Below are 13,351 nucleotides of genomic sequence, written 5' to 3' on the forward strand. Positions count from 1 at the left end.
TTGCTCTAGCTAGATTGATTGCTCTTGATTAAAGGCAATCATTTAAACCCTGCACAAAGATAAATTAATTTAAATCTGTCTTTATTGCATTTATTTTGAAAAATTATGACTAAAAATACTTGAATAGCCCTTTTCTCCCTTGACTAACACTAAGTATTATGCTTTATAATCCCATAGAAACTTGGATTAAAAAGGGTAAAAAATGCGAGTATTGATTTACAGAATCTTAAGCCTCAAAGATGGGGAGCTCAAGCTCCTTGCACTTTCATGTGGCTTTATCTTTGTGCTCTTTAGCTCCTATGCAATCTTGCGCCCCATGCGCGATGCCTTGGGGCTAGAGGGCGGCGAAGACGAGCTCAAATGGCTTTTTTTGGCAACCTTTATCGTCTGCGTCTTTTCCTCTCTATTGCTGATGTGGCTAAGCGGCAAAATCAAACGGCGATTCTATGCCGATTGCGTCTTCATTTTCTTTGCATTTAATCTTTTGATTTTCTATGTTTTAATGAATCTCTTCGAGCCCCACACGCAAAGTTTTATCTGGCTTTCACGCGTCTTTTATGTGTGGATTAGCGTCTTTAATCTATTCGCATTTTCGAGCGCGTGGAGCTTGCTGTCCGATGTTTTTAGCAAAGAGGCAAGCAGCAGACTTTTTGGAATCATCTCTGCGGGCGCGAGCTTGGGTAGCATCGCCGGGGCTGGAAGCGTGAGCTTTTTGGTCGCAAATCTTGGCGTGGCAAACCTCATCTTTCTCTCTATTGCCTTGCTCATTATCGGAATCGTGCTCAAAAATGCGATTCTTAGAGAGTTGCGCCACTTTGAAAATGCAGAACAATTAGAGCGCTTTAACAAAGTGATTGGCTCAAAGAATCCCTTTGCAGGTTTTAAACTCATCATCGCCTCCAAAACACTCTTAGCCCTCTGCGCATTTATCCTGCTGCTCACGAGTGTTTCGACATTTTTATATATGGAACAAGCGCGAATCGTGCGCGAAATCTTTCCGACACGTGAGGCAAGAATCGCCGCCTTTGCTAATATCGACTTAATCGTGCAACTTAGCTCGCTATTCATTCAAATCTTCCTGACTGCAAAGATTGCACGTTTCTTTGGAATCACCGCTCTTTTAAGCACACTTGGCTTTATCATCGCGCTTGGATTCATCGTTCTTAGCTTCACACACCCCGCCTTTTTGCCTCTGGCAATCGTGATGAGCATGCGGCGCGTGGGTGAATATGCGCTCGTCAAGCCCGGGCGCGAAATGCTGTTCGTGCCACTTAGTGCCGATTCTAAATACAAAGTCAAAAACTTCCTCGACACGGTCGTCTATCGCGGCGGAGACGCGCTTAGCGCGCAGATTGAAAGCGCGCTCGCAAGCATTGGGATTCTCTGCGTGCTACTCGTGGGCGCGATAATCTCGTTTGTCTGGGGGCTTTTGGGTGTCTTTTTGGGCAGAAAATATGCGGAAAAATAATTCACATTTGCCTCACACTTTTTTGCTACAATAACGTAATAAAAACGCAAGGGAAACGATGTTTTCAAGATTCTTTATCAATCGCCCCGCATTCTCGGCTGTGGTTTCTATCATTATCGTCATTGCAGGGCTCTTATGCCTCTTTAATCTCCCGATAGAACAATACCCAAAGCTTGTTCCGACACAAATTGTCGTGAGTGCAAACTATCCCGGAGCGAGTGCCGAAACGATTTCGACTAATGTCGCGAGTATCCTAGAAAATAGCATTAATGGTGTGGAGGGAATGATTTATATCCGCACCTCTACTACCTCAAGCGGCACAATGAATTTGAGTGTTTTTTTCAACAACGATGCCAACCCTGATATGGCTGTTGTGAATGTCAATAATCGCGTGCAAGCCGTTCTTAGCCAACTTCCTAGCGAGGTACAAAGGCTCGGTGTTACGGTGCGCAAGAACTCCACAGCGGTCGTTGGGCTCTACCATCTCTATTCAGAAAATCCTAATTTTTCGCAACTCTATCTAGCAAATTATGCAATTTTGAATATCATCGATGAACTTAAAAGGATTCAGGGAATCGGCGATGTGGATTTATGGAGTCGTTCAGATTATGCTATGCGGATATGGTTGCTTCCCGATAAACTCGCATTATTCAATCTCACGCCCCTTGATGTTATTGACAAAATTGCCGAGCAAAATGCGCAATTTGCGCCCGGAAAGCTTGGTGCAGAACCCATTGCACAAAGCGAATTTGCCTATACAATCGTTACACAAGGGCTATTCTCTACCCCCGAAGAATTTGAGAATATCATCATCAAAGCAAATGCCGATGGTTCTGCATTGCGGCTCAAAGATGTTGCACGTGTGGAACTTGGTGCGCAAGAATACCTCACCTCAAATTTCTACAACTCCACACCGTCCGTACCGCTGCGAATCACTTTGCAACCCGGCGCAAATATTCTCGATGTGGCAAACAATGTCCAAGCCACAATGGAACGATTATCGCAAAAATTTCCCGAGGGAATCAAATATTCTAATCCCTTTCGCCCCACAGAATTTATCGTAGAATCCATAAAAGAGGTGATGAAAACATTTATAGAAGCCATTATTCTTGTCGTGTTGATTATCTATGTTTTTCTAGGAAATTGGCGCGCAACGATTATTCCGTGTATTGCGATTCCTGTTTCGCTCATTGGCACTTTTATCGGGCTCTATCTCTTTGGTTTTACGATTAATTTGCTCACGCTTTTTGGGCTTATTCTTGCGATTGGAATCGTGGTTGATGACGCAATTATTGTGATTGAAAATGTCGAGCGCATTATGCACCAAGAGCACCTAAACGCCAAAGAAGCCACGATTCAATCTATGCGCGAAATCACCGCACCTGTGATTGCCATTGTCTTGGTTCTAAGCGCCGTATTTATCCCCGTTGCCTTTATGGGAGGATTTAGTGGAGAGATTTACCGCCAATTTGCGATTACAATTGTGATTTCTGTCGTGATTTCAGGCTGTGTTGCGCTCACTCTCACGCCGAGTTTGTGTGCAATCTATCTCAAGCCAACAGAATCAAAACCTTTTTATCTCATCGCTAAATTTGATGCGTTTTTTGAGAGGCTCACTTTTAAATTTTCCCAACAAGTCGCAAAGGTTCTTAAGAGAGGCTTGCTCTTTCTCTGCCTCTTGGCTGTCATGCTCTTTGCGACTTACGAGCTTTTCCAAAAAACACCACGTTCACTTGTCCCCGCAGAGGATATGGGGATTGTGCAAATCCATACGATTCTGCCCGAAGCCGCATCGCTTTCGCGCACAACACAGGTGCAAAAAGACTTAATTGCCACTTTGGAAAACAATCCGCTGATTGCCGAGATGACAACAATTGCTGGTTTTAGCTTTCTTTCGCAAGGTTTTAAAAGCAATGGCGGCATAGGATTCTATCGCCTCATCGATTGGAGCGAACGTAAAGATAAAAGCAAAAGCGATAGAGCATTCATTCAAAATATCACCAAAGAATTGCAAAGCTATCCTGACGCGCGATTTATCGCCAATCAAGCACCAACGATTATCGGGCTCGATTCGAGCGGCGTCAATGTCTATATCCAAAGCAAAGAGGGCGGGAGCTTGGAAGAGCTCAAAAAATACACCGATTTAATGGTGCAAGAAGCATTGAAACGTAAAGAGATTCGTAATGCCTTTACGAGTCTATCGGTGAATACACCTCAAGTCTCTGTCTATTTAGATAGAGAAAAGGCAGCAGCCCTTAATGTCAATATCTATGATGTGTTTCGCACAATGCAGGTAACTTTTGGCAACTATTATATTAACAATTTCGAGCTATTTAATCGCACATTTCGTGTGATTGCACAAAGTGAACAAGACTATCGACAAAGCCCCGAAGACTTAAAATATGTCTTTGTCAAGTCCCAAGATGGCAACTTTGTTCCTCTAAGCTCTCTTTTGCGATTCCAATATGTCATCGGCGCAGAGATTGTGAATCGTTTTAACCTCTTTCCTGCCGCGCAAATCATCGGCTATCCAAACGAGGGCTATTCGAGCGGCGATACGATAGCGGCAATCGAAGAAATTGCCGCAGAGATTTTGCCACAAGGCTATGACATCGCCTATTTTGGCTCGACTTATCAAGAAAAAGTCAGCCAAAGCAGCGGCGCAACGGCTTTTATCTTTGGGCTTGTCTTTGTCTTCTTGATTCTCGTTGCACAATACGAACGTTGGCTCATGCCTCTATGTGTACTTAGCGCCGTTCCCTTTGCACTTTTTGGGGCAATCTTGGCAACATTTTTGCGAGGATTAGAAAATGATATTTACTTCCAAGTCGGGCTACTCGTCCTCATTGCACTTGCTGCAAAAAACGCAATTTTGATTGTTGAATTTGCAATGCAACTTAGGGAAAAAGAGGACAAAAGCATTATCGAATCTGCCATTGGTGCGGCAAAATTGCGATTCCGTCCGATTATCATGACATCGCTCGCATTTAGCATGGGTGTTTTACCGCTCGCAATCAGCAGCGGCGCGGGGAGTTTGAGCCGCCATTCTATCGCCACAGGCGTGCTTGGAGGCATGCTCGCTGCGACATTTTTAGCCGTGTTTTTTATCCCGCTATTCTATGTGTATCTTGCAAATTTGAGCGAATGGATTCAGAAAAAACGAGGGAAAGCATAGAATCTTTCGTCAAGATTCTTATTCGCACAGACAAAAGAGAGGGATTCAAGATTCTTTTTTGTTATAGCAATACACTCTCTTGCTTAATTTTTCCAAATCTTTGTTTCTTGAAAAATCCCTTGAAGTCTTTTTTGGAAAAATACTCTTGGAACGAAACTGATACCAATCCCTTTGAGGTTCGCCAATAATCTACTATCAGCCACTTACAAATCCTTTAAATCAATGTGTTTGCGAGAAGTCCAACGAAGACTTCCTCGCAATTTCAATGTTTGCGACTCTAGTTCATTATTATTTGCGAGTTTTACCCGAAATGATGAATCGCAAGGCATTAAGCTTGATAAAGCCTCCCGCATCACTTTGATTATAAACAGAATCCTCTTCAAAAGTGCTATATGCGGCATTGAATAGGGAATTTTTGGATTCTCTCCCTAGCACGACGACATTACCTTTATAAAGCTCCAATTTCACAACGCCCTCAACTTTTTGCTGTGTTTTGTCAATCAAAGCCTGCAAAGCCTCGCGCTCTGGGCTAAACCAATAACCATTATAGATTAAGCTGGCATATTTTGGCATTATTTCATCTTTTAAATGCGCTTCTTCCCTATCTAAACATAAAGATTCCATTGCGCGATGTGCTTTAAGATAAATCGTCCCACCGGGAGTTTCATAACAACCGCGTGATTTCATACCCACATAACGATTTTCTACCAAATCTAAACGCCCGATTCCATTGCAAGAACCCAATTCGTTTAATTTATGCCAAAAATTTGCTGGTGTTAATTTTTCACCATTGATTGCAATTCCATCGCCATTTTTAAATTCAATCGTAATCACCTCTGCTTTGTCTGGAGCGTCTTTTGGTGAAACACTCCACCGCCACATATCCTCTTCTGGAGCGATATTTGGATTTTCTAAAATCTGCCCTTCATAACTAATATGCAACAAATTTGCGTCCATAGAATAAGGAGATTTGTTTGCCTTTTTCTCAATCGGAATCCCGGCAGATTCTGCATATTCTAACAACCTTTCACGGCTATTTAAATCCCATTCTCTCCAAGGGGCGATGACTTTAATGTCTGGATTGAGCGCATACGCACCGATTTCAAAGCGCACTTGGTCATTTCCCTTACCTGTCGCACCATGAGAAATCGCGTCTGCTCCGACTTTGTTTGCAATTTCTACCAAATGTTTGGTAATCAAAGGACGTGCAATGCTTGTTCCCAATAAATATTCGCCCTCATAGATGGTATTTGCGCGAAACATAGGAAACACAAAATCTCGGATAAATTCTTCACGCAAATCTTCAATAAAGATATTTTCGGGCTTGATTCCTAGTTTCTGTGCTTTTGCGCGTGCAGGCTCTACTTCTTCACCTTGTCCAATGTCCGCAGTGAAAGTTACAACTTCACAATGATAATTATCTCCAAGCCATTTTAAAATCACACTTGTATCTAAACCCCCGCTATAAGCAAGCACAACTTTTTTGATATTTTTTTTGCTCATTTTCCACTCCTTAAAAATTTTGTGTTATTATAGCAACAATTTAATATTGTTTTGGCTACAATTTTGTAAATTTTAAGGACAAAAATGCGTGTGGATAAATTTCTCAATGCCGTCAATCTTACAAAAAGACGTTCTATTGCACAAGATATGCTTGCAAATGGTGTAGTCAAAATTAATGGAATCGCGCTGAAAGCAAGTCGTGATATTAAGGTTGGAGATGTAATTGAAATCGCTTATTTAGAAAAATCACGATTCTACCAAGTTCTCCAAATCCCCGAGCAAAAAACGATTAAGAAAAACGAATCGCATTTGTATTATAAAGAGTGCGAGGGGAAAGCGTGATTTATTGTGCGGGAAAAATAGAAACCTTTTCATTTGCCAAAAGCATTGGTGTGGGATTAATAGAATCTGCTACGAATTTAACACGTTCTGTTTTGTATGATAAGCCCGATGAAATCGTTTTCGTTGGCACTTGTGGTGCTTATACAGATTCTATTCCTTTGCTTGAAATCTTTGAATCACAAAGTGCTGCCAATATAGAATTGTCCTTTTTGCAAAAACAATCTTACACTCCTTTGAATAATTTTTTAACTAATGTTTCATGTGAAACAATAATGAAAGATTCCGATGCTATTCTCAAGCAAAAGCTAAAGATTGTTAATTCTAGCAATTATATCACCACAGATTCTACGCTCGCCAAAAAATTTTCAAGTCTTGGAATCGCTTATGAAAATATGGAATTTTTCAGTATCTTACAAGTCGCAAACACATTTAAATTACCCGCACTTGGAATCTTTTGTGTTACCAATTATGCACACGAAAATGCTCAAAAAGAATTTTTCGCTCACCACAAAAATGCAATGGAAAAATTAGAATCCTATATCCATACAAAGTTAAAGAGTTGAACCAATCTTCAAGAAAGGCTACAATGGACGCACCAGAGCAAACAAAAAAACAAAATATTTTTGATTTGACTTTGGAGGAGCTAGGTGCTACATTAGAAAAATCAGGATTCCAAAAGTTCCGCGCCAAACAAATTTATCATTGGCTTTATATCTGCTATGAAGAGAATTTCAATGCGATGAATAATCTACCAAAAGACTTAAGAGATTATTTAAAGGAATATTTTACAACCCAAAATGTTAGCATTCACAAAAAGGAACAAAGTCTTGATGGAAGCATCAAATATTTATTCAAGACAAAAGATAATCTGACTTACGAAGCAGTCTTTTTGAAAATGAAAGAGGATAAATTTACCCTTTGTTTGTCCTCACAAATTGGCTGTAAAGTAGGTTGTAGTTTTTGCCTAACAGCCAAAGGAGGATTTGTCAGAAATTTAAGTGCAGGAGAAATCGTTTATCAAGTTTTTGCAATCAAAAACGACCAAAATATTCCTAGCAACAAAGCAATTAACATTGTCTATATGGGTATGGGTGAGCCGCTAGACAACTTGACAAATGTCGCACAATGTATCCATATCTTGAGCGAATTAAATGGTTTGAGCATTTCCGTAAGCCGACAAACGATTTCTACTAGCGGAATCGCACCAAAAATCAAAAAACTTGGCACATTAAATTTAGGTGTGCAGCTTGCGATTTCTTTACACGCAGTCAATGATGACTTGCGCACCAAACTAATGCCAATCAACAAGGCTTATAATATCCAAACGATTATTGATGAAGTTGCTGCCTTTCCTATCAATAGTCGCAAACGCATAATGTTTGAATATCTTGTCATTGATGGATTAAACGATGATTTAAAGAGTGCTAAAAAGCTCGTTTCACTTCTGAATAAAATCAAGGCAAAAGTCAATCTCATTTATTTCAATCCTTATGAGGGTAGTCCATACAATAGACCCAAAAAAGAAAAAGTTGAGGCATTTCGTGAATTTTTACTTAAAAAGGGTTTGCTCTGCACGATTAGAGAATCCAAAGGCTTGGACATTAGTGCCGCGTGCGGACAACTAAGAGAACGAGAAATTAATCAAAAAGGATAAAGATGAGTTTGCTAGATATTGTAATGATTGTATTTTTAGCAGTGGTATTTATCATAGGTATGGGTACGTTTTTGTATTATGCCTATAAAAAATAATAATGGCTCAATAACCACTATATAGGCAAAACTCTAAAGCCCTCTTAAATTCTTAATATTGTATCGTGAAATTACAGAGTAAATTAACGAAACCAATAAAAAACTTTAAAAAACAAAATCAAAAGCAATACAAAAAATAAGAAAAAAGAAAGTGCCATTGCGAATCCTCATCAAAGTCGTTTATAAGATTATACCATTTTACTCTCTCTTTATAGTAGAACTTCTGCACAAACCTATTCAAATCTTTCAATAAAGCAATATGTAATAATGGGATTCCAAAATAGCCCAAGAATAAAAACTCTAAAATCTCTCCAAACCCAAAAGCAAATTAAATTCTATTTGGCAAAGTCTCCACTAAGGAAAAATGCAATATAATCACGAATATTACATTTCACTTAAAAAGAGGAAACAATGGCATTAAAAGTTTATTACGACAAAGACTGCGATTTAGGACTTATCAAAAAGAAAAAAGTTGCAATTATTGGCTTTGGCTCTCAAGGACACGCACACGCAGAAAACTTGCGCGATTCCGGTGTAGAAGTAGCAATCGGACTTTATAAAGGTGGCAAAAGCTGGGCAAAAGCGGAAGCCAAAAACTTTAAAGTATTAGAAGTAAGCGAAGCAACAAAGTGGGCAGACTTAGTAATGATTCTAATCCCTGATGAATTGCAAGCCGATGTATTCACGCGCGATATTGAACCAAATTTAAATGAGGACCAAATTATTGCATTTGGGCACGGATTTAATGTGCATTTCGGACAAATCAAAGCACCAAAAGGTGTGGGCGTGATTATGGTTGCACCCAAAGCTCCCGGACATACCGTGCGCAGTGAGTTTGTCAAAGGTGGTGGAATCCCTGATTTGATTGCCGTAGAACAAGACACAAGCAAAGGTGACGCAAAAGCCATTGCATTAAGCTATGCAAGCGCAATCGGTGGCGGACGCAGTGGAATCATTGAAACAACTTTCAAAGACGAAACGGAAACCGACCTATTTGGCGAACAAGCTGTGCTTTGTGGTGGCGTCTCTAGCTTGGTGAAAGCTGGATTTGAAACACTCGTTGAAGCTGGTTATCCTGAAGAAATGGCATATTTTGAATGCTTGCACGAGTTAAAACTTATCGTGGATTTAATCTACCAAGGAGGTTTGGCAGATATGCGCTATTCTATCTCCAACACAGCGGAATATGGCGATATGATAAGCGGACCACGCGTCATCAACGAAGAATCCAAAAAGGCAATGCGTGCGATTTTGAAAGACATTCAGGGAGGTAAATTTGCAAAAGACTTTATCCTAGAACGCAAAGCAGGTTATGCAAGAATGAATGCGGAACGCAAAAATTTAGCAAATCACCCAATTGAAAAAGTCGGTACAAGACTTCGTGAAATGATGCCTTGGATTTCTGCGGGCAAACTTGTAGATAAAAGCAAAAACTAACCAATGACTTTTTATGTTTGCAACTTTTTGCAAACATAAATTTATGCCACAGAATCTTTACAATCTCGCTCTTAACGCTTGATAAGATTTATCATTGCACTAAGGATTTAAAATTGTTTTTCAATAAAAAATCTTTTCTAAGATCCGAAATCGCTAGACTCGCAAACGAGGGTTTGATTAACAGAACACAAGAAAGAGAGATTCTAAATTTTTATTCTCTTGATAAAGGTTCAGATTTTCCTTTTCTAGTCGTCTTTGCCTTTATCTTTATAGGGCTTTCTATCCTCACGCTTGTTGCTTATAATTGGCAAGAGATTCCGAATCTTTTAAAAACCTTTTTACTTCTCACCACACTTTTTGCCACGCATTTGGGAATATTTTACTCCAAAAGCCCCTTATTTAAGCAGAGTTTTGGAATCCTAAGTGGGTTTGCCTTACTTGCAAATATTGCTCTACTTTCACAAATTTATCATCTAGGGGAGGATACTGCTTTAGCCTTTTTAAGTGTGGGCTGTGTCGTATTGGTGTTGGCTTTTGCCCTCAAGTCCTCTGCCATTTTCCTTGTGGGCTATTTATTCACTAGTGTATGGTATTTTTTAAATCTTGTGGAATACTATCACTCTATGAGCTTATTTATTTGTATTATTGCGCTTGGAATTATCGTGCAGAGTGGAATCCTTTTTCCCATCTCCTTAAATGCAAAAAAGATTCTTGCTTTGCCTAATTTTATATTTCTTGGTTTGTATCTGTGCAAGATTCAGAAAGAGAGCTTAAACCTATCCGCTTTTGTATGGCTTTCTCTCATCATTTTAGGCTTTCATTTCAAGCCCTACAAAATTTATGCTTATTTTGCTTTGGCTTTAATCCTTGTTGTCTCAAGCTATTATCCTTTAGGGGATTCATTTTTGTCTCTCTCCTTTTCTTTACCTATTTTGCTTGTCGTATTAGGCGTTGTGAATCTATATTTTAAACACTATCCTTTAGGGATTCTCATCATCGGTTTTGCTCTGATGGATTTTTATTCCCATTTATACTCCCTAGATACAATAATTCACAAAGGGTTGTATTCCTTTTTAACACTTCTTTTAGGCATTCACCTCATCAAAGAAAACCATACAATCTCAGGATTGTTTGTTTTGTGCTTGTTGGCGTTGGTGCGCTATTTGGATTTGTTGGGGGATTATATCGGCGCAAGTCTTATATTTTTGTGCTTTGGACTAGGATTGCTTTTGTTTGCAAGGAGAAAAAATGCTTAAAGTAAAATGGCTTTTAATTGCGTGTGGATTACAATTTGCTTTGATTGGCACAATGTTTATCAATGCTTATTTGCCAATCTATTTCGGCACAGAAGTGAAAGTCATTGTCAAAGGATACGACCCTAGAGATTTACTTGCAGGGAATTTTGTGTGGCTAGATTATGGGGTAAAACTTAAAAAATCTATGTATGCAGAGATTCCATTCAATGCAGAGGTTTTCGTATGTCTTGAAAAAGCAGATAAAAGAAATTTTATCTTTAAAGAGATTCTAACTAAACCACCCAAAAATCAACTTTATATCAAAACAAAAGCTCCGAAAAGCGAATTTTCGAGTCTTTCTTTAGGAGGCATAGAAAAATATTTCACCACAAAAGACAAGGCGCAAGAAATGCAAAGCCTCCTTGCCAAGCCTAACAATCAAGCAATTGTAACCTTGAAAATCTTTAGAGGCAAGGCAAGGATTGTGGATTTAGAAGTAGAATCTGCCAAAAAATTATCATTGGATAATTTAGACGAAATCTTATCCAATGATAAAACACAAACTATTGAGTTACTGCCACAGCAAGGACATTAAAGGGATTGCACTCGCCCTCATTCTCCTCTCCACCAAAGGGACGCATATCCAAGACACTTAGGAGTAAGCCCACACTGCCCTTGAAATACTCATTTAAAAGATTCTCTAAATGCTTGGGTGCAGATGCTATATCCTCATCATTTGGTCTTTGTTTGTAATTATAAACAATTGGAATCTGAAATAAAGCAACTTTAAACACCGCACCCTTTGTGTATTTGCTAGTCGCTTTATCTACTCCTGCACTTTTAAGTCTTTTAATTTGAGAAATTGCTTCGTTAATGCGTGTCTCACACGCACTATCCAATTTCCATTTAGCATTTTTACCAATATTTAACCATAGCTTTTTAGATTCTATATAAGCCTCAAATTTAAAGCTTTTTTCTGCACACCAAAAATCTACACGTCCATTTTTATCTTGTTTTTCAGGCTCTCCTTTAATTTTTGTTTTATACTTGATAGGATTCTCGCTAAAAACATACGGTGTTAGCGAATGCAGCGCATAACCAATGCTTGCATAGGCGTTTTGCTCCTCAAACATTATTGGAAATAATCCCAAACCCTTTTGCGTTTCAAGATTTACCGCAAATGCCCGCTCGCAAAATTCTGTAAAAAATGACTTAAACATTCTCCCATTCTTAAAACTATCAGATTTATAATAAGAATCCAATAGCTCAATCTCTGCTTTTTTGGGTAATTTATAGGGCATATTATTTTTCCTGCACAACTTCCGCAATAATATATTCATCACCTTTATCATTGCTAGTAACTTTGTAATGGATAACGGACTTCGAGAATTTGTCCAATATTTCACGATAAAGCGTGTATTTGGCGACTTCATTCATCTCTATTTCTGGCTCATTGATAATCATTTTCGAATATTCACCTCCTTGTTCATATTTTTCATAACTAGTAAGCGCAACATTATAACCCATTAAGCGATAAATGGAAAATTTTTCTAAGGCAAATGCTGCAGCAAGCATAAATCCAACATCGTCATTTGCTTTTTTGCGCTCAGATTCAAGCCACTGATTAAATTCATCAACTACTTTAATATTAACTTTTGCTTGGCATACATTAGATTCCTTATCCAATAATACCACATCACTTGTATAAATTCCTAATTCTTTGGCAGTTTTTTTATATTCTTGAAGCAATATATCAAGGGCTTGATTTGCCATACCTTTCTCATCACAACTCGTTGTGCCACAGCCACTAAATAATAAGCCAAATAATAAAATTAAACCAAGTGCTTTACAACTGAAATTCATAAAATCTCCTTAATAGCCTAAAATTGCTTGACGAATCTTCGTCAAATTATCTTTTGGGATTCCCCTCCAAACCAAAAACAAATCCGTGATTGCCCATATAGTAACAACCAATCCTAATATGCCACCAAATCCGGCTATAACTTGACTTCCAAGTGCCCCACCAATGGATAAAACAACAATATAAACACACATAAGGGTTAATTTATAAACCCCCAATCTCTTGTCTCCTTTATAGAATCTATCCACCCCCAAACCTCCGAGAAAAAGCCCAAGAACAAGTCCAATAAATTTATTTTTCAGAGAAAGAGAATAAAGAGTTGCGATTTTTTCCTGAGAAAGTGATTTAATCTCCTCTTGTAGTGTATATACAGAATCCGCAGGAATTTTACCTGACCATTGTGATATTAGACTATGTGCGTCCAATTTGACCTCCTAAACTAATTTTATAATCTGGATTTCTACCTTACTTTTATTTAGAGAATAACAAAGTAATAATTACTGATATAATAATAAATTTATGTAATTATTCCCTTGTTAAAAATTATAAGAAAATTCTATACATTCCTTGAAAAATATGCT

12 protein-coding genes are annotated in these 13,351 nt (G+C 38.6%); 8 read left to right on the forward strand and 4 right to left on the reverse strand.

Features of this window, described 5'->3' with window-relative positions:
• The first annotated feature begins 202 nt into the window (after nucleotides 1-202).
• Entirely contained in the window at nucleotides 203-1,468 is a 1,266-nt protein-coding gene (locus HDT10_RS01100) for an NTP/NDP exchange transporter (protein WP_290879081.1), read from the forward strand.
• Between the two features lie 58 nt (nucleotides 1,469-1,526).
• A complete protein-coding gene (locus HDT10_RS01105) occupies nucleotides 1,527-4,643 on the forward strand; it encodes an efflux RND transporter permease subunit (RefSeq protein ID WP_290879084.1) in 3,117 nt (1,038 codons plus the stop codon).
• A 288-nt stretch (nucleotides 4,644-4,931) separates the two neighbouring features.
• Here HDT10_RS01105 and HDT10_RS01110 read toward each other — a convergent pair whose 3' ends face one another.
• A complete protein-coding gene (locus HDT10_RS01110) occupies nucleotides 4,932-6,146 on the reverse strand; it encodes an argininosuccinate synthase (protein ID WP_290879087.1) in 1,215 nt (404 codons plus the stop codon).
• 84 nt (nucleotides 6,147-6,230) lie between these two features.
• On the opposite strand from HDT10_RS01110, the gene HDT10_RS01115 reads away from it, so the two are divergent.
• The 6 genes from HDT10_RS01115 to HDT10_RS01140 all read left to right on the forward strand — a co-directional run bounded on the left by HDT10_RS01115 (nucleotide 6,231) and on the right by HDT10_RS01140 (nucleotide 11,504).
• Nucleotides 6,231-6,488, forward strand: a complete 258-nt coding sequence (locus HDT10_RS01115) for an RNA-binding S4 domain-containing protein (protein ID WP_290879091.1) — start codon at nucleotides 6,231-6,233, stop codon at nucleotides 6,486-6,488.
• Nucleotides 6,485-7,051: a purine-nucleoside phosphorylase gene (locus HDT10_RS01120; protein WP_290879092.1), complete on the forward strand. Its 567-nt coding sequence runs from the start codon at nucleotides 6,485-6,487 to the stop codon at nucleotides 7,049-7,051. Before HDT10_RS01115 ends, HDT10_RS01120 begins: the two co-directional genes overlap by 4 nt.
• Nucleotides 7,052-7,074: 23 nt before the next feature.
• Nucleotides 7,075-8,142: a 23S rRNA (adenine(2503)-C(2))-methyltransferase RlmN gene (rlmN, locus tag HDT10_RS01125; RefSeq protein WP_290879093.1), complete on the forward strand. Its 1,068-nt coding sequence runs from the start codon at nucleotides 7,075-7,077 to the stop codon at nucleotides 8,140-8,142.
• Nucleotides 8,143-8,648: 506 nt separating this feature from the next.
• Nucleotides 8,649-9,674, forward strand: a complete 1,026-nt coding sequence (gene ilvC, locus HDT10_RS01130) for a ketol-acid reductoisomerase (RefSeq protein WP_290879095.1) — start codon at nucleotides 8,649-8,651, stop codon at nucleotides 9,672-9,674.
• Nucleotides 9,675-9,787: 113 nt separating this feature from the next.
• Nucleotides 9,788-10,930, forward strand: a complete 1,143-nt coding sequence (locus HDT10_RS01135; RefSeq protein ID WP_290879097.1) for a DUF2157 domain-containing protein — start codon at nucleotides 9,788-9,790, stop codon at nucleotides 10,928-10,930.
• Entirely contained in the window at nucleotides 10,923-11,504 is a 582-nt protein-coding gene (locus HDT10_RS01140) for a GDYXXLXY domain-containing protein (RefSeq protein WP_290879101.1), read from the forward strand. Before HDT10_RS01135 ends, HDT10_RS01140 begins: the two co-directional genes overlap by 8 nt.
• On the opposite strand, the gene HDT10_RS01145 is transcribed toward HDT10_RS01140, so the two are convergent.
• The 3 genes from HDT10_RS01145 to HDT10_RS01155 are packed head-to-tail and all read right to left on the reverse strand — an operon-like array spanning nucleotide 11,473 to nucleotide 13,195.
• Nucleotides 11,473-12,210: a hypothetical protein gene (locus HDT10_RS01145; RefSeq protein WP_290879104.1), complete on the reverse strand. Its 738-nt coding sequence runs from the start codon at nucleotides 12,208-12,210 to the stop codon at nucleotides 11,473-11,475. The two genes, HDT10_RS01140 and HDT10_RS01145, sit on opposite strands and share 32 nt — an antisense overlap.
• A 1-nt stretch (nucleotide 12,211) precedes the next feature.
• Nucleotides 12,212-12,772, reverse strand: a complete 561-nt coding sequence (locus HDT10_RS01150; RefSeq protein ID WP_290879107.1) for a hypothetical protein — start codon at nucleotides 12,770-12,772, stop codon at nucleotides 12,212-12,214.
• 9 nt (nucleotides 12,773-12,781) lie between these two features.
• Nucleotides 12,782-13,195, reverse strand: a complete 414-nt coding sequence (locus HDT10_RS01155; protein WP_290879109.1) for a TM2 domain-containing protein — start codon at nucleotides 13,193-13,195, stop codon at nucleotides 12,782-12,784.
• Between the last annotated feature and the right edge of the window lie 156 nt (nucleotides 13,196-13,351).

The sequence above is a fragment of the Helicobacter sp. genome (assembly GCF_014799995.1).
GTDB lineage: Bacteria > Campylobacterota > Campylobacteria > Campylobacterales > Helicobacteraceae > Helicobacter_D.

What these genes read in the sequence shown, in the direction of transcription:
- HDT10_RS01105 (WP_290879084.1), top strand. Translation starts at nt 1,527, where the DNA reads ATGTTTTCAAGATTCTTTATCAATCGCCCCGCATTCTCGGCTGTGGTT.
- HDT10_RS01150 (WP_290879107.1), bottom strand. Translation starts at nt 12,772, where the DNA reads ATGAATTTCAGTTGTAAAGCACTTGGTTTAATTTTATTATTTGGCTTA.
- rlmN (WP_290879093.1), top strand. Translation starts at nt 7,075, where the DNA reads ATGGACGCACCAGAGCAAACAAAAAAACAAAATATTTTTGATTTGACT.
- HDT10_RS01140 (WP_290879101.1), top strand. Translation starts at nt 10,923, where the DNA reads ATGCTTAAAGTAAAATGGCTTTTAATTGCGTGTGGATTACAATTTGCT.
- HDT10_RS01100 (WP_290879081.1), top strand. Translation starts at nt 203, where the DNA reads ATGCGAGTATTGATTTACAGAATCTTAAGCCTCAAAGATGGGGAGCTC.
- HDT10_RS01110 (WP_290879087.1), bottom strand. Translation starts at nt 6,146, where the DNA reads ATGAGCAAAAAAAATATCAAAAAAGTTGTGCTTGCTTATAGCGGGGGT.
- ilvC (WP_290879095.1), top strand. Translation starts at nt 8,649, where the DNA reads ATGGCATTAAAAGTTTATTACGACAAAGACTGCGATTTAGGACTTATC.
- HDT10_RS01145 (WP_290879104.1), bottom strand. Translation starts at nt 12,210, where the DNA reads ATGCCCTATAAATTACCCAAAAAAGCAGAGATTGAGCTATTGGATTCT.
- HDT10_RS01115 (WP_290879091.1), top strand. Translation starts at nt 6,231, where the DNA reads ATGCGTGTGGATAAATTTCTCAATGCCGTCAATCTTACAAAAAGACGT.